This window comes from Rathayibacter sp. AY1D2 (assembly GCF_002932695.1).
Taxonomy (GTDB): Bacteria; Actinomycetota; Actinomycetes; order Actinomycetales; family Microbacteriaceae; genus Rathayibacter.
In genome coordinates this window covers 50677-73219 of the sequence record NZ_PSVX01000008.1, presented here as the reverse complement: position 1 = coordinate 73219, position 22543 = coordinate 50677, and the positions used below count along the sequence as shown (strand labels likewise).

Genomic DNA, 22543 nt, shown 5'->3' with positions numbered 1-22543 from the left:
GCCCCCGCTCAGCCCCGGCGCGCTAGGCGGAGGCGCTGCGCACGCGGCGCTCGCCGGCCGTCACGGGCACGCCGAGCCGGTTCTGCGCGGGCGGCAGCGGGCAGTTGTAGTGGGGCGAGAAGCCGCACGGCGGGATGTACGCCCGGTTGAAGTCCAGGAGCACCGGACCGGGGGTGCCCGCGTCGGCCGCGCCGCCGATCCGCTGCACGACGAGGAAGCGGCCGACGGGGTAGCTCGCGAGCTCCGGGTCGTCGCTGCGGTTGGTCGGATCGCCGAACGGGACGAGGAGCGTGCCGCCGTCGTCGAACGCCGCGACCGTGTACTCGCGGGCGCGCCCGTCGTCCACGAGCGAGAAGGTGATGTCGCCGGGCACGACGAGCTCGCGGGTGGCGCCGTTGTCGCGCAGGTGCTCGAACGGGACGGTGCGGTCCTCGGCGACCGGCTCGAACCACGCCTCGAGCACCCAGGCGGCGTCGAACGGGAAGGTCTCGATGGCGTCGAAGGACCGGATGCCGTCGGAGGCCGCGTCCCAGACGCGGTAGCCGTACTCGGGCTCGCCGGTGTCGAGGTTCTCGCGGCGCATCCGCGTCAGGGTCGCCGAGGGGCCGTAGCCGGCCAGCGCCTGCTCGTCGTCGACGCTCTCGCCGGGCTCGAGCCAGCGCGTCTCGACGAGGGCGAGATCACCCCGGGGTCCGGTGACGCGCTCGACGCGTCGGGCGAGCCACGACTCCCAGCCGGCGCGTGCCGACTCCGTGAGGTCGATCGAGGCGCGGGAGGGGGCGGTGACGCTGCTGCTCGGAGTGGCCATGGAGCGTGCAACGCGGGGCCGTCCGGTTCTCTTCCCGGTCGATGACCGGACGGCGGACGGGCTCCCGCGAGAAAGAGCTCGACGCCCTGCGGCAGCGGCAGGGCCGGCTGCTCGGACGGGGCGTCGAGCTCTTCGTGAGAGAGAGGATGCTCCTCCGCGGCGCCGAGCGCAAGAGGCATCCGGATCCCGCTGTCGGGACGGGCCGCTTCGGATCGCTCGGTAGACTGGACCGCCTGTTTTCCCGCGGCCCCCGGAGCGCATCCCGCGCCTCCCGGCCCGCGGCGGCGGACCCTCGGAAGGCGGACGATGACGGACGGCAGCACTGTGCAGGCCACCGAGCTCTCTCGGGAGCGCGACTACGTGGCGGCGCTCTACGCCCGCCTCGACGAGCTGATCGCCCAGGCCCGCGAGGCTCTGGACACGGTCCGCATCGAGAGCGTCGGCGGCAACCACCAGAGCCGCTCCGAGCGCGACGCCTACGCGCGGCTCTACGAGGACCGCATCCGCTCGCTCACCGGCGCCGACGACCGGCTCGCCTTCGGCCGGCTGACGCTCGCGGACGCCGACGCCGAGCACCGCTACATCGGCCGGATCGGCCTGCGCGACGAGGAGCAGGACACGCTGCTGCTCGACTGGCGTGCCCCGCAGTCGGCCGCGTTCTACCAGGCCACCGCCGCACGGCCGATGGGGACGCGCGCCCGGCGCCACCTCACCACTCGGGGCCGCGAGGTCCTCCGCTTCGAGGACGAGGTCTTCGACGAGGAGCTGCTGCGCGAGGGCACCGTGCTGCAGGGCGAGGGCGCGCTCATGGCGGCGCTCGGTGCGCAGCGCACCGGCCGGATGCACGACATCGTCGCGACCATCCAGAGCGAGCAGGACCGCATCATCCGGTCCGAGCTGCGCGGCGTGCTCGTCGTGCAGGGCGGGCCGGGCACCGGCAAGACCGCGGTCGCCCTGCACCGGGCCGCCTACCTCCTCTACTCCTACCGCGAACGCATCGCCTCCTCCGGCGTGCTCGTGGTCGGCCCCTCACGCTCCTTCCTCCGCTACATCGAGGCGGTGCTGCCCTCGCTCGGCGAGACGGGTGTCGTCCTCTCGACGCTCGGCCAGCTCTACCCGGGCCTCGACCTCGTCGAGGAGGACGTGCCCGCGGTCGCGCGCGTGAAGGGCTCGGCGCGCATGGCGGAGCTGCTCAAGCGCGCGGTCCGCTCCCGCCAGACCGTCCCGGCCGAGACCCAGGTGCTCGACGTCAACGGCGAGAAGCTCCGTCTGGAGCCGCAGGACGTGGAGCGCGCGATCACCCGGGCGCGCGACACCCGCAAGCCGCACAACGAGGCGCGCGTCTCCTTCGTCAAGACGCTGCTCTCGCAGCTCACCCGCCAGCTCGCCGATCAGCTGCGGAGCCACGGCAGCACGGTCGACGAGGCCGACGAGGCGGTGCTGCGCGAGGACGTGCGGACCGCCCACGACGTCCGCGTCGCTCTCAACACCGCGTGGATCCCGCTGACCCCCGAGAAGCTGCTGCAGGACCTCTACGCCCGTCCGAACTGGTTCGCGACGCTCACGCCGCGCTGGACCGCCGCGCAGCGCTCCCTCCTCCGCCGCGACCGCGACGCTCCGTTCACGGTCTCCGACGTGCCGCTGCTCGACGAGGCCGCGGAGCTGCTCGGCGCCTACGACGACCTCGCCGACGCCTCGAAGAAGGCCGAGAAGGAGCAGCGCAAGCGCGACGTCGAGAACGCGGAGGCCGCCATCCGCAACATGGGCGTCGACGGCCTCGTCAACGCCAAGGACCTCGCGGCTGGCTTCGCCGAGCGCTCGGTGCTCGGCACCACCGCCGAGCGGGCCGCGGCCGACCGCACCTGGACCTACGGGCACGTCGTGGTCGACGAGGCGCAGGAGCTCTCGCCGATGCAGTGGCGGGTGCTGCTGCGCCGCTGCCCGATGCGCTCGTTCACGATCGTGGGCGACGTCGCGCAGGCGTCCGGCGCCTCCGCCGCCTCGAGCTGGGACGCCGCGCTCCGCGACACCTTCGGCCGCCAGGGCCGGGGAGTGGAGGCGGCGCCGTGGCGCCTGGAGGAGCTGACGGTCAACTACCGCACGCCCGCGCAGATCGTCGCCTTCGCCGAGCGGACGGCGCGCGAGAACGGGCTGGAGATCACGCCGGGGGAGGCCGTGCGCTCCACCGAGTGGCCGGTGCGGACGATCCGCGATCGCGGCGACGCGAGCCTCTCGGAGCGCGTGCTGGCGGCCGTCGTCGAGGACCGGGCGATCGAGGCGGAGGGGACGCTCGCGGTCATCGCGCCCGACGACGACCTCGCCGCGATCGCCGAGAGCCTCGAGGAGCGGTTCGGCCGGGAGGTGGGCCGCGGAGCGACCGGGCTCGACCGCGCGATCGCCGTGCTGTCGACGAACGACGCCAAGGGGCTCGAGTTCGACTCCGTGATCATCGCCCGCCCTCGCCTCATCGCGCAGACCGGCGAGCGCGGCGCCGCATCGCTCTACGTCGCGATGACCCGGCCGACGCAGCGCCTCACGCTCGTGGAGTGAGTGCTCGCAGCCCGCTCCCAGACTCCGCTCCCGAGCGCCGTAGGATCGAGGCATGAGCAGCGAGAACCTGACCAAGCCCGAGGTCGACGCCCCTGAGGGCCCGGCCCCCGACACCCTCGTCGTCGAGGACATCGTCGTCGGCGACGGCGCCGAGGCGCAGCCCGGCTCGACCGTCGAGGTCCACTACCTCGGCGTCGAGTACGACACCGGCGAGGAGTTCGACTCCTCCTGGAGCCGCGACCAGTCGATCAACTTCCCCCTCAACAACCTCATCCGCGCCTGGCAGCAGGGCATCCCGGGGATGAAGGTCGGCGGCCGCCGCAAGCTGATCTGCCCGCCCGCGCTGGCGTACGGCCCGGCCGGCGGAGGGCACCCGCTCTCCGGCAAGACCCTGATCTTCGTGATCGACCTGCTCGGCACCAAGTAGCTCCGAGCACACGACGAAGGCGCATCTCCTAACGGGGCTGCGCCTTCTTCACGCGGTCGACCAGCTCGCGCCAGGCTCCGTCGAGCTCGGTCTCGCCGAGGCGGACGTGGTGCGTCTGCACGCGGATCTCGTAGACGAAGCGGTCGGCCCGGCCGGGGGACTCGCCGTCGGCGGCGTCCCAGGGGAGCGAGCCGAGCAGGTCGCGCCACGCGCCCTCGTCGGGCTGCTGCTCGACGTCGACCCGCCACACCCGGCGGAGGCCGGCGAATCCGCCGCTGCGCGACACGATGACGTCCATGCGCGCGATGCTACCCGCCTCCGCCCTCGAGCGGACCGGCTCAGGCGGACAGGGTCACGCCGACCGTCGTCCAGCCGGTGCGCATGGCGGCCTCGACCTCGGAGCCGGATCCGTAGCGCTCGGCGGCGGCCTGCACGGTGAGCGCGGCGAACGCCTCGAAGTCGGCCGTCGCGGTGAGGACGCCCCCGGTCAGCACGTCGTACCAGACCTGCCCTGCGCGCTCCCACGCCTTCCCGCCGAGGGTCGTCGCCGCCACGGCGAACGCGCGGTTGGGGATCCCCGAGTTGATGTGCACTCCGCCGTTGTCGTCGTCGGTCTCGACGTAGTCGGCCATCGAGCCCGGCTGCGGGTCGGAGCCGAGGACGTCGTCGTCGTACGCGGTGCCGGGGGCGATCATCGACCGCAGGGCCGTGCCCTGCACCTCGTCGGTGAAGAGCCCCTCGCCGATCAGCCAGCTCGCCTCGTCGGCGCTCTGGCCGGCGCCGTACTGCTCCAGCAGGGCTCCGAACACGTCCGAGACCGACTCGTTGAGCGCTCCGGACTGGCCGCGGTAGACGAGGTTCGCCGTGTACTCGGTGATGCCGTGGGCGAGCTCGTGGCCGATCACGCTCTGCGAGACGGTGAAGCGGCGGAACACCTGGCCGTCCCCGTCGCCGAAGACCATCCGCGAGCCGTCCCAGAAGGCGTTGTCGTAGTCGTCGCCGAAGTGCACGGTCGCGTCGAGCGGCAGCCAGGCGTCGTCGATCGAGTCGCGGCCGTACGCACCCTGCAGGAAGGCCGACATCGCGCCGAGGCCGTCGTACGCCTCGTCGACGGCCGCGTCCCCCGTGGCCGCCTCGCCCTCGCGGCGGACGACCGTGCCGGGCAGGGTCTCCTCGGTCCGCGCGTCCGCGATGGTGCGCTGGAGCGACTGCACGCGGGTGCGCGGCGAGGACGTCGCGGTGGCGGTCGGCGCCCCGCGGTCGGGCGCGGGCTCTCCGGGCCGGACGCGCCGGAACGGCACGTCCTGCTCGAGCGAGCGGCTCGCGGCCCGCGCGGCCCGGGCGAAGGCCGGATCGTCGAGGCGGGCGATGCGGACGAGGAGGTACGGCGGCACGACGGTTCGTCTCATGCCCCGATCCTGGCACCGACGTCCGACACGGTCCCGGGCTCGCCCGGCGGGCCCCCATGCGGTAGCACCGAGCGGTAGCGTGAGCGCGACGAGCGGTTTCCAGCGATCCGGGGCCAGGCCCCGAGGACGACGAGGGCGGACATGGGCATCATCACGCGGGGCTTCTTCGGCAAGAGGGAGGCGGACCCGGACCTCCCGCCGGGCCAGCACCTCGAGAACGGCTTCCCCGTCCTCTCGATCGGGCCCACCCCGAACATCCACGAGTGGGCCTTCTCGATCGACGGCGGCCCCGCGGGCGTGCGCCGCTGGAACCGGGAGGAGTTCGACGCGCTCCCGCACGAGGACGTGCACACCGACATCCACTGCGTGACCCGGTGGTCGAAGCTCGGCACCAGCTGGCGCGGCGTCTCGGTCGACACGCTGCTGGAGGGCCTGGAGACGGACGCGGGCTTCGTCATGGCGCAGAGCTTCGGCGGCTACACGACGAACCTCCCGCTCGCCGAGATCCGAGGCGGGAGGGCCTGGGTCGTCACCGAGTTCGAGGGGAAGCCCCTCGCGGCCGAGCACGGCGGCCCCGCCCGGCTCCTGGTGCCGCACCTCTACTTCTGGAAGAGCGCGAAGTGGGTCCGGACGCTCCGCCTGATGCCCGGCGACGAGCCCGGCTTCTGGGAGCAGAACGGCTACCACATGCACGGGGACCCCTGGAAAGAGGAGCGCTACTGGTGATGTGGACGGAGGCGGTGGCCGAGTCGGTCGCGCCGCTCACGCCCACGTCGCGCCTCCTGGTGCTCCGCGTGCCCGGGTGGCCGGGCCACCTGGCGGGGCAGCACCTCGACGTGCGCCTCACCGCGCCCGACGGCTACCAGGCGAGCCGCTCCTACTCGATCGGCGCCCCGGCCGACGGGGAGCGGGTCGAGCTCGCGGTCGAGCGGCTGGACGACGGGGAGGTCTCCCCGTACCTGGTCGACGGCCTCGAAGCGGGCGACCGGCTCGAGATCCGCGGTCCGATCGGCGGCTGGTTCGTCTGGCGCCCCGAGCAGGCGGAGCCGGTGCAGCTGATCGCGGGCGGGAGCGGCGTGGTACCGCTGATGGCGATGGCGCGCGAGCACGCCCGGTCCGGGAGCGCGGCGCGGATGCAGCTGCTCTACTCGGTCCGCTCGCCCGTCTTCGCCTACTACCGCGAGGAGCTGGCGGCGCTCGCCGAGCGGCCGGCCGCGACGGGCGGAGTCGCGGTGGACCACGTCTTCACCCGGGTGGCGCCGGCGGGAGCGGCACGTCCGGCCGGCCGCGTCACTCCGGAGCTGCTCGCCGAGGCGGCTCTGCCGGCCTCGCTCGAGCCGACCGTCTACGTGTGCGGCCCGACCTCGTTCGTCGAGGCCGTCGCCACCGCCCTGGTCGAGCAGGGCCACGCGCCCGAGCGCGTCCGCACCGAGCGCTTCGGCGGCGCCTGAAGCCTTTCCCCGCGAGGCGCCGCGCCCCGGCGGCGCCCCGGGGGGAGGGATCACTCGAAGGAGACGGTGCGGTTCTCGCCGATGTCGGGCTGTCCGCCGGTGACGGCGGCCTTGAGGACCTTGAACAGCACCACCGGACGCGGCTCGTCGGTCGCCCACAGCTCGACGGTCTCGGCCTCGACGCGGATCAGAGCGACGGTCGGGTCGTCCTTGCCGTCGGGGAACCAGCCGGCGACGGCCGGGGACCACAGCTCGTCCACCTTCGCCGGGTCGTGCACGACAGTCGCCGAGCCGGCCACCGACAGGTAGCCCTTCTTCGACTCGAACGCGACGTTGACGCTCGGGTTCGCGCGGATGTCGTCGACCTTGGGCGACGGGTCCTGCGTGAAGAACCACAGCTCGCCGTCGAAGTCGATGTCCTGGGCCTTGAGCGGACGGCTGACGAGCTGCCCGGTGGCGTTGACGGTGGTGAGGAGCCCGATCCCGGCGCTCTTCACCATCTCGGTGATCTGCTCGCGGTCGTCGGAGTCGGCGGGAGTGATGTCGGTGTCGGTCATGGTGCCGACGCTACGCGGACCGTGCGCCGCCGCAAGGGGTGGCGACGCCTCACCGCGCGTGTCTAGCGTCGAGGCATGGACACCGAATCGACGTACACCGCCATCCTCGACAGCGGAGCGGAGCAGGAGAGCATCCGCCTCGAGATGATCGACGGCTCCCCGCAGCGCTCCTTCACCCGCCTGGCCGACATCGACGGCGAGGAGGTCGAGGTGGTCTGGGAGCTGGAGCCCGACGACGACGGCTTCCACGTCTACCGCCCGGTGCGGGTCGAGGGCCGCGACGACGACAGCGGACTGGTCTCGGACGACCGGCTGACCGACGGCGGCGGCGCCGACGCGGCCTCCGGCGACTGATCTCCGGCGCGCCCGTCCGCCGGCCTGAGCCGAGCGGGCGGGCGCGCTGTCCCATCCGGCTCGAGGGAGACGCCCCTCCGCTCAGGCCGTCGGGTGCAGGGCGTCGTACCCACGGAACCCCGGTCGGAGTCGCAGCACCGCGGCGAGGATCGCGATGATCGCGAGCCCGCCCGCGAGCGGCGGCAGCCAGAGCAGCGCGAGCGAGGCGAGCAGTCCCGTGTAGAGGTCGCCGACCCGCGGGCCGCCCGTCACCACGACGATGAACACGCCCTGGAGCCGACCCCGCATGTTGTCGGGGACCGCGGTCTGCAGCATCGTCTGCCGGAAGATCGAGCTGACGTTGTCGGAGGCGCCCGCGCCGGCCAGGGCGACCGCCGCCAGCGCGATGAGCACCGCGTTCGGCGCCGACGCGTCGTGCTGCACGAGTGCGGCACCGAGCAGGACCGCGCCGAACGCGACCACGAACGCTCCGTACACCTGGATCGAGCGGCCGATCGCGAGGCCCTGTCGGCGGACCCCGGTGAGCCGGCCGGAGAAGACGCCGCTGATCAGCGCCCCGATCGCGAACGCGGCCGTGAGGGCGCCCACCGTCACCGCGCCTCCGCCGAGCAGCACGGCGGCGGCCGCCGGGAAGACCACGCGCGGCTGTCCGAAGGTCATGGCCACGATGTCGACCAGGAAGGACATCCGGATGTTCGGGGCGCCCTTCAGGAAGCCCAGGCCGTAGCGGAGGGACTCCAGCCCCGGCCGCTGCCGCTCGCCCTCGGGCACGAGCGCCGGCAGCCCCGCGATGCCGAGGAACGCGGCGAGGAACAGCACGACGTCGATCGTGTACGTGATCGCGAAGCCGGAGGAGGCGACCAGCACGCCGGCGAGGGCGGGCCCCACGGTCACCTCGACTCCGCTCGCGATGCCGCCCAGCGCGGCGGCGGCGGGGACCAGCTCGGTGCGGAGCAGCCGCGGAGCCAGCGTCATCCGGGTGGTCACGATCACCGTCGTCGCCACCGCGTTCACGGCGGTGAGCACGTAGAGGGAGAGCGGGGTCTCGGCGCCGAGCCAGGCGAGGGCCGCGATCCCCGCGGTCGAGCCCCAGGCCACGACCGCGGCGAGCAGGAGCACCAGGCGGCGGTCGAACGCGTCGGCGAGCATCCCGCCGTAGAGGCCGGCGATCACGGTCGGGACCAGCGCCACCACGCCGACCAGCGCGACCGCGAGGGTCGATCCGGTGAGCTCGTAGATGTGCAGGCCGACCGCGACGATCGTCATCTGGCCGCCGATGCCCGAGATCACGTTGCCGGCCCAGAGCCGGGCGAAGGCCGGGGACTCGCGGAGGGGGGAGACGTCGAGGACGTGGCTGCGCCGGGGGGCGCGGGGGGTCTGGCTCACTCGCTCCATTCTGCTGACTCCGCCGCCCCGGCAGGCCGCGTCGCGCCGATCCGGGGGCTCAGGGGTCATCCCCTAGGGTGAGAGGCATGAGCACGTCATCCGACGGCGCGCCCGGGCGTCAGGGTCCTCCTGCCCCGCGAGCAGCCGGAGCCGCCCCCTCGCGACGCTCGATCCGCACCGCCGCCGAGGCGGGCGCGCGTCGCGCGGCGGCCGCCACGGGCGGTCGGCGCAGCTCCACGGGCGGCGTCCGCGCCGGAGCCGCTCGGACCGGTGCCACGGCCTCGGGAGCCCGCGGGTTCCTCCGCCGCTACGGAGCCGGGATCGTCTCGGTCCTCCTGGCCGTCCTCGCCGTCCCGCTGTCGTTCTTCGTCTGGTACGCCCTGATCTCGCTCGGCGCCTACCCGGGCGACCAGGCCGTCAGCGACCTGCTGGTCGGCGTGCTCTACACCGCGCTCGTGCACGCGGTCCTGCTCGCCGGGATCCTGCTCGCCGTCTCCACCCTCCGCGCCCGGCGTCGCGAGAAGCGCCCGCCGATCGCCGGCTGGATCGGCGTGGTCCTCAACGTCCTCGTGCTCGTCTACTGGCAGCTGCTGGTCTCGCCGTGGCTCGTCGTGCTCTGGAACCGGGCCACCGGCTCCTGATGCCGCCCTCCCTCTGGTAGAGTCGTCCGGTTGCCGTTCGACGGCCGCGGATCAAGAGAGCCCACGCATCAGGCGCCGGGCACCGCGCAACGAGAGAGAGGGGATCCCATATATGGCACTCGAAGCAGATGTCAAGAAGGCGATCATCGAAGAGTACGCGACCCACCCCGGTGACACCGGATCCCCCGAGGTGCAGGTGGCCGTCCTGACCAAGCGGATCAAGGACCTCACCGAGCACCTCAAGGAGCACAAGCACGACCACCACTCGCGTCGTGGTCTGCTGCTGCTCGTGGGTCAGCGTCGTCGACTCCTCGGCTACCTGTCGGATGTGGACATCAACCGCTACCGCTCGCTGATCGAGCGTCTCGGTCTGCGCCGCTAGCTCCTCCCGGAGCAGGGCGTGGTCTCGATGACACCGCGAACTTCTTGCCGAACGGGCCGTCCTCCTCGCGGAGGGCGGCCCGTTCCGCGTTCCCGGGCGGACGAGGCGCGCGGCGCCGGTCAGGGCAGGGGAGCGGGGCGGTCGACTCCGCCCCACGAGTAGCCGCTCGAGGCCGAGAACCAGTCGGCCGCGGCCCGCTGGAGCGCCGTGTCCTCCTCGGGGCGGCCGGGAGCCTCCACGGCGTCGACGAGCCCGGGCAGGGCGATCCGCCACGCCGCCGCGCTGCGCTGGGCGCGGGCCCAGTCGCGCGCGCACACCGGGTCCTCGGCCGCCGCGGCGAGAGCCCGCGGCGAGGTCACCCGCCAGCCGGTGTCCGACTCCGCGACCACGACCGCGCAGGTGAGCGCGGCGCCGCGGATGATGCTGTCGGGACCGGCGGAGGGGCCGATCGCCTGATCCTGAGCCGCGACCACCGCGGTGAGCGCGAGCTGCAGCCGGGTCGAGGGCTCGTCGGGCCGCGGTCGGATCCTCCCGTCGCCGGCCGAGACCGAGGCCGCCGATCCGGGTGCGAGGAGCAGCCCGGAGGAGGACTGCGACGCGTGCAGGCTCAGCAGACCCGTCACTCCGTCCGTCCCGCTCGTCACGCCCCGCACCGAGGAGTCGCCGAGACTCCAGACGACGGGGGTGCGGTTGTGGATCGTGAGGCGCCGGTGGTCCTCGTCGAGGCAGGCCACGAGGTGGCCGGCCGGCACGCCCGCTCCGCCCTCGAAGGCGGACGAGGCGGCCAGCAGCTCCCGGGCGTCGTCGCACTGGGCGGGGGCGTCGGAGGCGGCGGCGGCCTGGTCGGCGACCGGCGCCCGGGGGGCGAGGGAGCCCTGCACGCCCGCGACCGCCGCCGTGGTGAGCGCCGCGGCGGCGAGGAGGAGGACCACGCCGCGCCTGCCCATCCTCCGCACCTCCTGGTCGGAGGCTAGCCCGGCGCGGGCGCTCGGGCCAGCGCTGCGAGGGGCCCTCGACGCGTCCGGCAGGAATTCTTTCGAGGAATCTCAGACCGGGTGCATCCGAGGAGGCGCCTCGGCCGGAAGTAGTGGTGAAGGCCCTTCTCGACCACCCCCCGACCCCTCGCGGGTCCCATCGTGAAAGAGGAACACCGTGACCACCTCCCGCTTCTCCCGCAGCCTGCTCGCCGGTGCCTGCATCGGAACCCTGGCCGTCGTCGGCATCGCCGCCACGCCCGCCGCCGCCGCCGACGCCGACTCGGCCGACCTCTCGGTCCTGCACGCCGTCCCCGACACCCCGGTCGACGTCTACGTCGACGGCAAGCTGACGCTCGACGACTTCACCCCCGGCTCGCTCGCCGGCCCGCTCGACCTCCCCACCGGCACCTACAAGGTCGCCATCACGGCCTCCACCGCCGCGGACGCCAGCGCCCCCGTGATCGGCCCGATCGACATCAGCCTCGAGGCGGGGAAGAGCTACACCGTCGCGGCGCACCTCAAGCCCGACAACACCCCCACCGCGACCCTCTTCACCAACGACATCTCGAAGACCGCCGCGGGCGAGGGCCGGCTCACGGTCCGCCACATCGCCGCCGCTCCGGCCGTGGACATCCTCGCCGGAGGGTCGCCCGTCCTGACGAACGTGACGAACCCGAACGAGGGCGTGCTGAACCTCGCCCCGGCCACGATCTCGACCGTGGTCGCCGCGACCGGGACCACCGCGCCGGTCATCGGCCCGGCCGACGTGCAGGTCCAGGAGGGCGTGAACACGATCGTCTACGCCTGGGGCAGCCTGGAGAAGGGCAACCTCGCTCTCGCGACGCAGACCATCGACGGACTGCACTCCTCGCCGTCGGGCGTCCCCGCCGGTGAGGCCGGCCTCGCCGCGGACAACCGCCCCGACGCAGCCGCGGGCTGGTGGGGCGGAGCACTGCTCGCCGCCCTCGCCGCCGCCGGCGCCGTGCTGATCGGCCGCCGCACCGCCGCCTCGCGTCGCTGACCCGAGGAACCGACCGCCGGGTCGGCCGTGCTGGAGCGCGGCCGTCCCGGCACCCCCGACCACGACCCAGGAGGACGCCATGAGCCGGAGCCCCTTCCCTCTGCGCGTCCTCGCCGTGGTCGGGCTGATCGTGGCCGGTGCCGGTCTCGCCGGATGCGCGGCGCAGGAGTCCCGGGTGGAGCCCGCTCCCGCCGCCGTCTCCTCGGCGCCCCAGCAGCCGGTGCCGGCCACGGTCCCCTCCTCGCCCGCGGCGGCCCCGCCGGAAGCGGTGCCGTCCGTCCCGGTGGCGGACGCCCGGCTCGGCGCGACCCCCGCCCCCACCGCGCTCGCTCCCGAGCGGCTCGTCGTCGAAGGGCTCCCCGTCGACATGGCCGTCGAGCCGGTCGGAGTCGCGGACGACGGCACGATGGAGCTCGTGCCCGACACGCAGGTCGCCGGCTGGTACCGCTTCGGCGCCGGCCTCGACGAGCCGGAGGGCACGGTCGTGATCGCCGCGCACGTCGACTCCCTCGCCTACGGCCTCGGGCCGTTCGTCGAGCTGAAGAAGGCGGTCCCGGGCCAGACCGTGACCCTCACCGGCGCGGACGGCGCGGAGCGCGCGTACACCGTCTCGACGGTGGAGACCACGGAGAAGACCACGGTCGACCTCTCGGCCGTGTTCGCCGCCGACGGACCGCCGCGGCTGGTCCTGATCACCTGCGGCGGCGACTTCGACTACGACACCCGCCACTACCTCAGCAACGTGGTGGTCACGGCCGTCCCGGCCGGCTGATCCGCCCGCCCGAGCCTCAGCGACGTACGATGAGCCTCGCAGCGCCGCACGCCCCCGGGCGGCAGCGCTCCCCGCAGCCCTGGAGGGACCCCCTGATCGAGACCATCGAGCCCGCCGACGGCGCCGAGGCCGACAGCGCTCTCGTGGCCCGGCTCGGCCGCCGCTTCGCCGCAGGGGAGGAGGCGGCGCTCGCCGAGGCGTACTCGCGCTGGTCGCCGCTGGTCTTCACGCTGGCGCTGCGCTCGCTGGGCGACCGCGGCGACGCGGAGGACGTGGTGCAGCGCGTCTTCGTCTCGGCCTGGACCTCGCGCTCGGGCTTCGACCCCGGACGGGCGGCTCTCGGAGCCTGGCTGGTGGGGATCTCCCGGAGGAGGATCGCGGACGCGCACGAGGCGCGGGCGCGCGAGCGGAGGCTCACCGAGGCCCTCGTCGCCGTCACGCCGGTCGAGGAGGGGGAGGCCCCCGTCGACATCGAGGCGCGGATCCTGATCGCCGACGAGCTGGCCCGCCTGGATCCCGTCCCCCGGCGGGTGATCGGCCTCGCCTTCTACGAGGACCTCACCCACACCGAGATCGCCGAGCGCACCGGCCTGCCGCTCGGTACCGTCAAGAGCCACATCCGCCGCAGCCTCGACCGGCTCCGCTCCCGCCTGGAGGTGAGCAGCACATGACCCACCTCGATCCCGACGAGCTCGCCCTGCTCGCCCTCGGCGAGCACTCGAGCGACGCCGAGCAGGCCCACCTGCGCGACTGCCCCGACTGCGCCCGGCAGCTGGTCGAGCTCGGCCACGCCGCGGGCCTGGGCCGTGCGAGCCGTGCTGTCGAGCTGGAGGCGCCGCCCGCGATCGTCTGGGACCGCATCCGCGAGGAGCTCGCCCTCGGCGACCTCGGGCCCGGCGCCCTGCCGTCGTCGGCGGCTGCCGTGCCGCCTCCGCTCGCCCTTCCCCGGGGACGGCACCGTCCTGCGCGCCGCCGCGGGCCCCGCGCTCTGAGCGCCGTTCTGGCAGCTCTCGGCGCGCTCGTCATCGGGGTCGCGGGCGGAGCCTGGTGGCAGGCCTCGCGGAGCGACGACACCACTGCCGTCGTGGCTCGCGCTGATCTCGCCGCTCTCCCCGACTGGCAGGGAGCGAGCGGAACCGCGGAACTGGAGGACGCCGACGGCGCCCGCCGCCTGCACGTGCACCTCGATGCGCAGAGCGCGGACGACTCGTACCGGGAGGTCTGGCTCCTCGCCGCCGACGCCTCCGGGCTGGTCGGCCTCGGCGTGCTCGACGGGACCGACGGCGTCTTCGCCGTGCCCGACGACGTCGACCTCGCCGAGTACTCGCTCGTGGACGTCTCCCAGGAGCCGTTCGACGACGACCCGGAGCACTCCGGCGACTCGATCGTCCGCGGCCCCCTGCGCGAGGGCTGAGGCCTAGGCCGAGCGCTCCGCCAGCACGGCCGTGAGCGCCTGCACCGCGGCGGAGGGGCGCGGCGCCGTGCAGACCGAGAGCTCCCAGACCAGCCCCGGCCAGTCGAGCGCGAGGGCCGTGACGCCCTCCAGCGGCTCGACGCCCGCGCGCGGCACGATCGCCGGCCCCAGCCCCGCCTGCACGAAGCGGGGGATCCCCGGCAGATCGGCGACCTCGGTGGCCACCCGGCGCGACGCCCCGGCTTCGCGGAAGGCGAGGTCGACGGCGACCCTGTTGCCGAAGCCGGCGGGCGTGTCCACGAAGGTGAGCCCGTCGAGGTCCTGCGGGGAGGGCGGTCCCGCCGCGGCGAGCGGATGCGCGCTCTCCACCAGCAGGACGTAGTCGCTGCGCACCAGCCGCGTCACCGCCAGGCCCCGCAGCTGCGTCGCCGGCAGTGCCAGCAGAGCGGCGTCGAGCAGGCCGCGGCGCAGGTCCTCGGCGAGACCGGTGGAGCCGGTGGTCGAGGTGCGCAGGAGCAGGTCCACCAGCGGGTGCCGAGTGCGGAAGACGCCGAGCGCGCCGGGCAGGTCGACGAGGTCGAGGGCGGAGAAGGTGCCCACCCGCACCCGCCCGCGGAGCCCCGCCGCGTCGTCGGCCGCGAGCGAGCGCATCCGGTCGAGGCTGTCGATCGCCGATCGGGCCGAGGGCAGGAGCGCCTCGCCGACCGCGGTGAGCGCCACCCGCCGGGTCGAGCGGGCGAACAGCGGCGAGCCGAGCTCCTGCTCGAGCGAGCGGATGCTCGCCGAGAGGGTCGACTGCACGACGAACAGGCGCGCGGCCGCCCGGGTGAAGCTGAGCTCCTCGGCGACGGCGACGAAGGCGGCGAGCTGGCGGTCGTCCATGCGCCCATTATCCAACAGGGACGATCAATTCGTCCGAGATCCTCCGTTGGACACGGATGATGGGGCGGAGCACTGTGGACACTGTGACCACCACCGAGCGCTCCCTCCCGTCCGTCCATCGCCGCGAGCTCCCGCACCGTCACGGCTTCTGGGTGATCGCCGTCGCCTTCCTCACGGTGATGGCGTTCTCGACCGTGCCGACACCGCTCTACGCGATCTACCAGCAGCGCGACGGGTTCCCGGCCTTCGTCGTCACCGTGGTCTTCGCCGCGTACGCGGTCGGAGTCGTGGCGAGCCTCTTCCTCGCCGGGCACGTCAGCGACTGGCTCGGCCGCCGCCGGATCCTGCTCGCGTCGATCCTCGTCGAGGTCCTGGCGGCCGCCGTGTTCCTGCTCTGGCCGGACGTGCCCGGGCTGATCCTCGCCCGCCTGCTGACCGGGCTCGGCGTCGGCGCGCTCACCGCGACGGCCACCGCCCATCTCTCGGAGCTGCGCGCCGTCGCCCGCCCGGAGGAGGGCCCCGGCACCTCCCGCGCCGTCTCCGCCCTGGTGAACATGGGCGGGCTGGCGCTCGGCCCGCTCGTCGGCGGGGTGTTCGCCGTGACGGTGCGCGAGCCCCTGGTCGTCCCGTACGCCGTGTTCCTCGTCCTCCTGGTCGTCCTCGGGATCGGCGTCGCGCTCGTCCCCGAGACGGTCGAGCGGCGCGAGGTCCTCCCGGCGTACCGTCCGCAGCGCCTGGCCGTGCCGGCCGCGTCCCGCGGCGTCTTCCTCTCGGCCGCGGTCGGCGCGTTCGCCGGGTTCGCCGTGTTCGGCCTCTTCACCTCGCTGGCGCCGACCTTCCTCGCCGGGCGCTTCGGCGAGACCTCCCACCTCGAGGCGGGCGCGGTCTCCTTCGGGGTCTTCGCCGCCGGAGCCGTCGCGCAGCTGGTCTCGATCCGGCTGTCCTCGCGGACGGCGCTCCGCCTCGCGGCCGTGGCGCTGACGGCCGGGCTGCTGCTGGTCGCGACCGGCGCCGTGATCGTCTCGGTGTCCGCCTTCATCGTCGGCGGGGTGCTCGCGGGAGCGGGCGTGGGCCTGCTCTTCCGCCTGGCGCTCGGAGTCGCCGGCTCGCTCGCCACCGACGAGACCCGAGGCGAGGTGCTCGCGGCCGTGTTCCTCGCCGCCTACCTCGGCCTCGCGGTGCCGGTCCTGGCGATCGGTGCCGCGCTCGCGCTCCTGCCGGCCGTCCCGGTCCTGCTCGGCTTCGTCGCCGTCGTGCTCGTCCTGGTGCTCGCGGCGATCGCCCGGATGCGGCGCACCGCCTGACGCGAGCGGGGGAGGGGCCGCGCGCTGGACAATGGGGGCATGAAGCTCTTCCCGTTCGGACGCGGCGACGCGAACCCCCTCCCCTCCGACGACCGCGGCTCGGGCAAGCTCGACGACTACGACTACGAGCTGCGCCCGAAGTCGCGGCGCGGCGACACCCTCCTCCGCCTCGCCGACTCCCGGCCGCACCAGGACGAGATCGCGCGGGTGCTCGCCCTCGGCCAAGACGAGGTCACGGCCGTGATCTCGCGCCGCACCGCGGAGGAGGAGCGCGTGGACGCTCCGATGCCGGTCCGCCTGTTCGCGGCCCAGCGCCCCTCGGGGCTCGTCGGCCAGGTGCCGCGCGGTCTCGAGAACGTGGTCGAGGCCGCCCTCGCCCGGCTCTCGGAGGCGGGGAGGTCGCCCCGCGTGCCGGCCCGCATCGTGACGGTGAGGGGCGGGCTGCGCGTCGAGCTGCTGATGCACGAGACGCGAGGCTGACGGGCGGAGGGCCCGCCGGGTCGGCGCGGTCCATGGAGGAACCGCACCGCGGCTGATAGCATGAACCGGTTCCGAATCCGAAAGCGACCGCCGGTCGACCCAGGATTCGAGCCACGGAGCAGGCCGGCAGGAAGCTGGTCCTCGGTGGTGGAGTCCCGGACGGCGGCAGCGTGCGACAGAGCACGGGCCGCCGCGGCACGAGTCGCAGGCGGCACGTCCCGCTCGCGGCACAGGTCGCGACAGCCCGGAGCTCTTCTACTGGTGGCCAGCACGAACGCCCTCCACACGACGGCACGGCGCGAAGCCCTGCCGTGGGATCGTCTCGATTCCTGACCGGACCGCTGCTCCGACGAACGCCGGCGCCCAGAAGGGGCGCCGCTGCAGACGTTAAGGAGACAGACCTCTTGGAAGGTCCTGAAATCACATTCGCCGAAGCCGTTCTCGACAACGGCTCGTACGGCACCCGCACCGTCCGCTTCGAGACCGGCCGCCTCGCGCAGCAGGCTCAGGGCGCCGTCGCCGCCTACCTCGACGAGGACACCATGCTCCTCTCGGCCACGTCGGCCTCGAAGAACCCGAAGGACAACTTCGACTTCTTCCCGCTGACCGTCGACGTCGAGGAGCGCTCCTACGCCGCCGGCAAGATCCCCGGCTCGTTCTTCCGCCGCGAGGGCCGCCCCTCCACCGAGGCGATCCTGGTCTGCCGTCTGATCGACCGGCCGCTGCGCCCCTCGTTCGTCGAGGGCCTGCGCAACGAGGTCCAGATCGTCATCACGGTCCTCAGCATCGCGCCGGACGAGTTCTACGACGCCCTCGCGATCAACGCCGCGAGCGCGTCCACGCAGATCTCCGGCCTGCCGTTCTCCGGCCCGGTCGCCGGCGTCCGCCTGGCGCTCATGTCCGACGGCTCCGGCAACGACCAGTGGGTCGCCTTCCCCAAGGCCTCCCAGCTGGAGAACGCCGTCTTCGACCTCACCGTCGCGGGCCGCGTCGTCACCAACGAGGACGGCTCCTCGGACGTCGCCATCATGATGGTCGAGGCCGAGGCCACGGAGTCCTCCTGGAACCTCATCAAGGCGGGTGCGACCAAGCCCAGCGAGGACGTCGTCGCCGAGGGCCTCGAGGCCGCCAAGCCCTTCCTCCGCGCACTCGTCGAGGCGCAGGCGAAGCTCGCCGCCGAGACCGCGAAGCCGGTCAAGGACTACCCGGTGTTCCTGCCCTACGCGCAGGAGACCTACGACAACGTCGCCGAGCTCAGCTACGACGAGCTCGTCCGCGTGTACCAGATCGCCGACAAGGTCGAGCGGCAGGACGCCGACGACGCCCTCAAGGCGCGCGTCAAGGAGCAGATCGCCGAGCGCATCGCCTCGGGCCAGCTCTCGGCCGAGGCCTACAACCAGGTCGGAGCGGCGTACAAGTCCGTCACGAAGGTGGTCGTCCGCGGCCGCATCCTCCGCGACGGCGTGCGCATCGACGGACGCGGCCTGGCCGACATCCGCCCGCTCGACGCCGAGGTGCAGGTCATCCCGCGCGTCCACGGCTCGGCCATCTTCCAGCGCGGCGAGACCCAGATCCTGGGCGTCACCACGCTGAACATGCTCAAGATGGAGCAGCAGATCGACTCGCTGTCGCCCGTCACCAAGAAGCGGTACCTGCACCACTACAACTTCCCGCCCTACTCGACCGGTGAGACCGGCCGCGTCGGATCGCCGAAGCGTCGCGAGATCGGGCACGGCTTCCTCGCCGAGCGCGCCCTCGTGCCGGTGCTGCCGAGCCGCGAGGAGTTCCCCTACGCGATCCGCCAGGTCTCCGAGGCGCTGAGCTCCAACGGCTCGACCTCGATGGGCTCGGTCTGCGCGTCGACCCTGTCGCTCCTCAACGCCGGAGTGCCGCTGCGCGCCCCGGTCGCGGGCATCGCGATGGGCCTCGTGTCCGACGTCGTCGACGGCCAGACCCGCTACGCGGCGCTGACCGACATCCTGGGCGCCGAGGACGCGCTCGGCGACATGGACTTCAAGGTCGCCGGAACCGCCGAGTTCGTCACGGCCATCCAGCTCGACACCAAGCTCGACGGCATCCCGTCGTCGGTGCTCGACGCCGCGCTCAAGCAGGCCAAGGACGCCCGCACCACGATCCTCGCGGTGCTCACGGCGGCCATCGACCAGCCCGACGAGATGGCCCCGACCGCGCCCCGCGTGATCTCGGTGCAGATCCCCGTCGACAAGATCGGCGAGCTGATCGGCCCCAAGGGCAAGACGATCAACGCGATCCAGGACGAGACCGGCGCCGACATCTCCATCGAGGAGGACGGCACCGTCTACATCGGAGCCGTCGACGGTCCGTCGGCCGAGGCCGCGCGTGCGCAGGTCAACGCCATCGCGAACCCGACCAACCCCGAGGTCGGCGAGCAGTTCCTCGGAACCGTCGTCAAGCTCGCGACCTTCGGCGCGTTCGTCTCGCTCCTCCCCGGCAAGGACGGACTGCTGCACATCAGCGAGGTCCGCAAGCTCGCCGGCGGCAAGCGCGTCGAGAACGTCGAGGACGTCCTCGGAGTCGGCCAGAAGCTGCTCGTCCAGATCACCAAGATCGACGACCGCGGCAAGCTGTCCCTCGCGCCCGTCGTGGCCGAGGAGGCCGAGGTCGAGGCTCCCGCCGAGAGCTGATCCCTCCTGCACGACCGTGACGCCCGTCCCACTCCGGTGGGGCGGGCGTCCGTCGTCGGCGGGGGCATGGGGTACGGTGGCGGGACCGCGCCGCACCGCCCCGACCGGAGGACTCCGTGACCGACCCGACGCCCCTGGCCACCGAGCCGGAGACGCTGCTCCTCTCACGCACCCTGGGTCGGACCGGCCTCCCCGTGCATCCGCTCGCCCTCGACGGCTCCGTCTTCGGCTGGGCCGCCGGGATCGACGACACCACCGAGGTGCTCGACGCTTTCGGCCGTCTCGGCGGCACCCTGATCTCGACCGCGGACCACTACGCGACCGGTCGGAGCGAGTACATGATCGGCCGCTGGCTCGAGCAGAGCGGGCTGCGCGAGCGGATGCTGGTCGCGACGAAGGTCGGCCGGCACCCGGACGCGCCGGGCCTCGCCCCGGAGGACGTCCGCATCGCGGTCGAGGGGAGCCTCGAGCGGCTCGGCACCCGGATCGACCTGCTCTCGTTCGACAGCGAGGACCCCGGGATCCCCATCGCCGACAGCCTGGCGGCGGTCGCGCCGTTCCTGGCGGACGGCTCGGTCGGCGCCCTGGGCGCCGCGCACTTCAGCGGAGCCGCGATCACGGCGCTGCACGAGACGGCGACCGCGTTCGCGCTGCCGTCGCTCTCGGCCGTCGTGTCGGAGTACAGCCTGATGGAGCGCCGGACCTACGAGACCGACGTCGCGCCCGAGGTGGTGCGGCTCGAGCTCGGCACCCTCGCGCGGCTGCCCCTGGCGAGCGGCTACCTCACCGGCGCCCTGCGCAGCCGCACGGACGAGCCGGAGTCGGCCCTGTTCGAGGCGGGCCTGGACTACGTCGGCCGCCACGGCTCCCGCGTGCTCGCTGCCCTCGACGAGATCGCCGGGGCCCACGGCACGGAGCCCGGCGTGGTCGCGCTCGCCTGGGTGCTCTCGCACCAGGAGGTCTCGGCGGCGATCGTCCGGGCCCGGAACGCCGCGGAGCTCGAGTCGCTGTTCGCGGCGGCCGCGCTCCCACTGACCCGGAGCGACATCGCCCAGCTGGACCGCGTCTCCGCCTGAGGCTCTCGCCGGCTGGTCCGCCGCCGTCGGGCGCCGCGCCCCGCGCCGGGCTCGGAGCGGGGCGCGGCGAGGTTCAGCGGCGCAGGATGCGCGCCTCCCACGGGCCGAGCGTCGACCCGGTCGCACCGGCGACGTTGCCGAGGACCGTCTCGGCAGCCGCCCACTCCTCGAGCAGCGGCACCTCGAGCGGCTCACCGGACACGTTCCCGACGACGAGCAGCTCGCCCGGTCCGGTGCGCGTGAAGGCGAAGAGCGCGGGGTGCTCGGGCTCCAGCAGCGCGAAGCGGCCCAGCTGCACCGTCTCGTCGGCGTGCCGCAGCGCGATCAGCGCCCGGTAGTACTCGAAGACCGACCGCTCGGCGGCCCGATCGGCGGCGACGTTCACCTCGGCGGCGTTGGGGTTGACCGCGATCCACGGCTCGCCGGTCGTGAAGCCGGCCTGGAGGCTGTCGTCCCACTGCACCGGCGTGCGGGCGTTGTCGCGGCTCTGCGCGCGCAGCCCGGCGAGCACGGTCGCCGGGTCCTCGCCGCGCTCGCCGACGGCCTCGGCCCAGTAGTTCAGGGACTCGACGTCGCGGAAGTCCTCGATGCCGGCGAACGGGACGTTCGTCATCCCGATCTCGTCGCCCTGGTAGATGTACGGCGTGCCGCGCTGGAGGTGGAGGAGCGTCGCCCAGAGGGTCGCGGACTCGTAGCGGTGCGCGCCGTCGTCCCCGAAGCGCGAGACGAGACGCGGCTGGTCGTGGTTGCCGAGGTACAGGCTGTTCCAGCCGCGCTCGGCCAGGCCGTCCTGCCAGCGCGCGAGGTTGGCCTTCAAGGCGACCAGGTCCAGCGGCACCGGGTGGAACTTGTCGACTCCGTGGTCGATGCCGACGTGCTCGAACTGGAAGACCATGTCGAGCTCACGCCGCTCGGGATCGGTCACGAGCACCGCCTCCTCGAGGGTGACCCCGGGCATCTCGCCGACGGTGAGGAAGGAGCCCTCGCGGTGCGCGAACACGGCCTCGTGCATCTCGCGGAGGTACTCGTGGAGCCGCGGACCCACCCCTCCGACGATGCCCGCGCCGCCCTGCTCGCCGTCGACGGCTCCGACGTCCTTCGAGACGAGGTTGATCACGTCCATCCGGAAGCCGTCCACTCCGCGGTCGAGCCAGCGGTTCATCATCGCGTGCACCGCGTGCCGCACCTCGGGGTTCTCCCAGTTGAGGTCCGGCTGCTGCACCGCGAAGAGGTGGAGGAAGTACTCGTCCGTCGCCGGGTCGAGCGTCCAGGCAGGGCCGGAGAAGTAGGAGCGCCAGCCGTTCGGCTCGGCGACGTCGAGGCCGGCGCCGGCGGCCGCCTCGAGCTCGCGGCCGGGCTCGGCCGAGCGGCGCCCGCGGCGCCACCAGTACCAGTCGCGCTTCGGGTCCTCCTGCGAGGAGCGGGACTCGACGAACCAGGCGTGCTCGTCGCTCGTGTGGTTGACCACGAGGTCCATCACGATGCGGATGCCGCGCTCGTGGGCCTCCGCGAGGAGCAGGTCGAACTCCTCCAGCGTCCCGAACCGCGGGTCGATGTCCTCGTAGTCCGAGATGTCGTAGCCGTTGTCGTGCTGCGGCGACGGGTAGACCGGCGAGAGCCAGATCACGTCGACCCCCAGGTCGGCGAGGTGGTCGAGCTTCGAGCGGATGCCGCCCAGGTCGCCGATGCCGTCGCCGTTCGAGTCCGCGAACGAGCGCGGGTAGATCTGGTAGACGACGGCGCTCGTCCACCAGGGCGCGGACGTCTCCCGCTCGGGGGAGTCGGAGGTCGGGGCGGCGGTCTCGGAGGGGGTCGGGGCGGCGGAGTCCATGGTCGCGAATCTAGCCCGGACGGCCGACACGGAGGGGCCCGCCGCACCGCTCGCCGGCGCGAGTCGACCCCGCCGGCGGCGCCCGTGTAACGATCTGGTGAACCGTGCGCGACCCGGCGGAGTGGCGGCTCCGGCGCTCGGATACTCTCTCCCCTGGC

23 protein-coding genes are annotated in these 22543 nt (G+C 73.6%); 15 read left to right on the top strand and 8 right to left on the bottom strand.

Annotation, left to right across the window (positions count from 1 at the left end):
- Nucleotides 1-22 precede the first annotated feature (22 nt).
- A complete protein-coding gene (locus tag C5D04_RS03530) occupies nucleotides 23-808 on the bottom strand; it encodes a DUF1684 domain-containing protein (RefSeq protein WP_104233244.1) in 786 nt (261 codons plus the stop codon).
- A gap of 306 nt (nucleotides 809-1114) precedes the next feature.
- On the opposite strand from C5D04_RS03530, the gene C5D04_RS03525 reads away from it, so the two are divergent.
- Both C5D04_RS03525 and C5D04_RS03520 read left to right on the top strand, forming a co-directional pair.
- Nucleotides 1115-3358 (top strand): UvrD-helicase domain-containing protein, encoded by a 2244-nt coding sequence (locus tag C5D04_RS03525; protein ID WP_104347241.1) that lies wholly within the window; start codon nucleotides 1115-1117, stop codon nucleotides 3356-3358.
- Between the two features lie 52 nt (nucleotides 3359-3410).
- The gene (locus tag C5D04_RS03520) at nucleotides 3411-3785 is read left to right on the top strand and encodes an FKBP-type peptidyl-prolyl cis-trans isomerase (protein ID WP_104226280.1); all 375 of its coding nucleotides are present in this window, start codon (nucleotides 3411-3413) and stop codon (nucleotides 3783-3785) included.
- A gap of 28 nt (nucleotides 3786-3813) precedes the next feature.
- Here the strand turns inward: C5D04_RS03520 and C5D04_RS03515 are convergent, their stop codons facing one another.
- Nucleotides 3814-4083 carry a protealysin inhibitor emfourin gene (locus C5D04_RS03515; RefSeq protein WP_104283800.1) on the bottom strand — a complete coding sequence of 90 codons (270 nt, stop codon included), beginning with the start codon at nucleotides 4081-4083 and terminating at the stop codon, nucleotides 3814-3816.
- Between the two features lie 40 nt (nucleotides 4084-4123).
- The gene (locus C5D04_RS03510) at nucleotides 4124-5194 is read right to left on the bottom strand and encodes a M4 family metallopeptidase (protein ID WP_104347240.1); all 1071 of its coding nucleotides are present in this window, start codon (nucleotides 5192-5194) and stop codon (nucleotides 4124-4126) included.
- A 141-nt stretch (nucleotides 5195-5335) separates the two neighbouring features.
- Here C5D04_RS03510 and C5D04_RS03505 point away from each other — a divergent pair, with 141 nt between their 5' ends.
- Both C5D04_RS03505 and C5D04_RS03500 read left to right on the top strand, forming a co-directional pair.
- The gene (locus C5D04_RS03505; protein WP_104224820.1) at nucleotides 5336-5920 is read left to right on the top strand and encodes a molybdopterin-dependent oxidoreductase; all 585 of its coding nucleotides are present in this window, start codon (nucleotides 5336-5338) and stop codon (nucleotides 5918-5920) included.
- Nucleotides 5920-6645 carry a ferredoxin reductase gene (locus C5D04_RS03500; protein WP_104226284.1) on the top strand — a complete coding sequence of 242 codons (726 nt, stop codon included), beginning with the start codon at nucleotides 5920-5922 and terminating at the stop codon, nucleotides 6643-6645. Before C5D04_RS03505 ends, C5D04_RS03500 begins: the two co-directional genes overlap by 1 nt.
- 50 nt (nucleotides 6646-6695) lie before the next feature.
- On the opposite strand, the gene C5D04_RS03495 is transcribed toward C5D04_RS03500, so the two are convergent.
- Entirely contained in the window at nucleotides 6696-7202 is a 507-nt protein-coding gene (locus C5D04_RS03495) for a pyridoxamine 5'-phosphate oxidase family protein (protein ID WP_104224818.1), read from the bottom strand.
- A 75-nt stretch (nucleotides 7203-7277) separates the two neighbouring features.
- On the opposite strand from C5D04_RS03495, the gene C5D04_RS03490 reads away from it, so the two are divergent.
- A complete protein-coding gene (locus C5D04_RS03490; RefSeq protein ID WP_104224817.1) occupies nucleotides 7278-7556 on the top strand; it encodes a hypothetical protein in 279 nt (92 codons plus the stop codon).
- Between the two features lie 81 nt (nucleotides 7557-7637).
- Here the strand turns inward: C5D04_RS03490 and C5D04_RS03485 are convergent, their stop codons facing one another.
- The gene (locus C5D04_RS03485; RefSeq protein ID WP_258062855.1) at nucleotides 7638-8942 is read right to left on the bottom strand and encodes an MFS transporter; all 1305 of its coding nucleotides are present in this window, start codon (nucleotides 8940-8942) and stop codon (nucleotides 7638-7640) included.
- A gap of 86 nt (nucleotides 8943-9028) precedes the next feature.
- Here C5D04_RS03485 and C5D04_RS03480 point away from each other — a divergent pair, with 86 nt between their 5' ends.
- On the top strand, nucleotides 9029-9583 hold the full coding sequence (locus tag C5D04_RS03480) for a hypothetical protein (protein ID WP_104224815.1): 555 nt from the start codon (nucleotides 9029-9031) through the stop codon (nucleotides 9581-9583).
- A gap of 112 nt (nucleotides 9584-9695) precedes the next feature.
- The gene (gene rpsO, locus C5D04_RS03475) at nucleotides 9696-9965 is read left to right on the top strand and encodes a 30S ribosomal protein S15 (protein WP_068252328.1); all 270 of its coding nucleotides are present in this window, start codon (nucleotides 9696-9698) and stop codon (nucleotides 9963-9965) included.
- A 119-nt stretch (nucleotides 9966-10084) separates the two neighbouring features.
- Here rpsO and C5D04_RS03470 read toward each other — a convergent pair whose 3' ends face one another.
- Nucleotides 10085-10912 (bottom strand): hypothetical protein, encoded by an 828-nt coding sequence (locus C5D04_RS03470; RefSeq protein WP_104283796.1) that lies wholly within the window; start codon nucleotides 10910-10912, stop codon nucleotides 10085-10087.
- Between the two features lie 205 nt (nucleotides 10913-11117).
- On the opposite strand from C5D04_RS03470, the gene C5D04_RS03465 reads away from it, so the two are divergent.
- The 4 genes from C5D04_RS03465 (at nucleotide 11118) to C5D04_RS03450 (ending at nucleotide 14149) form a co-directional block, all read left to right on the top strand.
- On the top strand, nucleotides 11118-11963 hold the full coding sequence (locus tag C5D04_RS03465; RefSeq protein ID WP_104224813.1) for a DUF4397 domain-containing protein: 846 nt from the start codon (nucleotides 11118-11120) through the stop codon (nucleotides 11961-11963).
- A gap of 79 nt (nucleotides 11964-12042) precedes the next feature.
- Entirely contained in the window at nucleotides 12043-12735 is a 693-nt protein-coding gene (locus C5D04_RS03460) for a class F sortase (RefSeq protein WP_104347239.1), read from the top strand.
- Nucleotides 12736-12764: 29 nt separating this feature from the next.
- Complete coding sequence (locus C5D04_RS03455; protein ID WP_104309770.1) at nucleotides 12765-13406, top strand: RNA polymerase sigma factor; 642 nt, start codon at nucleotides 12765-12767, stop codon at nucleotides 13404-13406.
- Nucleotides 13403-14149, top strand: coding sequence for an anti-sigma factor (locus C5D04_RS03450; protein WP_104347238.1), 747 nt, complete (start codon nucleotides 13403-13405; stop codon nucleotides 14147-14149). Before C5D04_RS03455 ends, C5D04_RS03450 begins: the two co-directional genes overlap by 4 nt.
- A gap of 3 nt (nucleotides 14150-14152) precedes the next feature.
- On the opposite strand, the gene C5D04_RS03445 is transcribed toward C5D04_RS03450, so the two are convergent.
- The gene (locus C5D04_RS03445; RefSeq protein WP_104233255.1) at nucleotides 14153-15031 is read right to left on the bottom strand and encodes a LysR family transcriptional regulator; all 879 of its coding nucleotides are present in this window, start codon (nucleotides 15029-15031) and stop codon (nucleotides 14153-14155) included.
- 83 nt (nucleotides 15032-15114) lie between these two features.
- On the opposite strand from C5D04_RS03445, the gene C5D04_RS03440 reads away from it, so the two are divergent.
- The 4 genes from C5D04_RS03440 to C5D04_RS03425 all read left to right on the top strand — a co-directional run bounded on the left by C5D04_RS03440 (nucleotide 15115) and on the right by C5D04_RS03425 (nucleotide 20554).
- Nucleotides 15115-16335: an MFS transporter gene (locus C5D04_RS03440; protein ID WP_258062854.1), complete on the top strand. Its 1221-nt coding sequence runs from the start codon at nucleotides 15115-15117 to the stop codon at nucleotides 16333-16335.
- A gap of 39 nt (nucleotides 16336-16374) precedes the next feature.
- Complete coding sequence (locus C5D04_RS03435) at nucleotides 16375-16815, top strand: hypothetical protein (protein ID WP_104347237.1); 441 nt, start codon at nucleotides 16375-16377, stop codon at nucleotides 16813-16815.
- Nucleotides 16816-17219: 404 nt separating this feature from the next.
- A complete protein-coding gene (locus C5D04_RS03430) occupies nucleotides 17220-19478 on the top strand; it encodes a polyribonucleotide nucleotidyltransferase (RefSeq protein ID WP_104224806.1) in 2259 nt (752 codons plus the stop codon).
- A 116-nt stretch (nucleotides 19479-19594) separates the two neighbouring features.
- On the top strand, nucleotides 19595-20554 hold the full coding sequence (locus C5D04_RS03425) for an aldo/keto reductase (protein WP_104295173.1): 960 nt from the start codon (nucleotides 19595-19597) through the stop codon (nucleotides 20552-20554).
- A gap of 73 nt (nucleotides 20555-20627) precedes the next feature.
- Here the strand turns inward: C5D04_RS03425 and C5D04_RS03420 are convergent, their stop codons facing one another.
- Nucleotides 20628-22385, bottom strand: a complete 1758-nt coding sequence (locus tag C5D04_RS03420; protein ID WP_104255563.1) for an alpha-glucosidase — start codon at nucleotides 22383-22385, stop codon at nucleotides 20628-20630.
- Nucleotides 22386-22543: the final 158 nt, after the last annotated feature.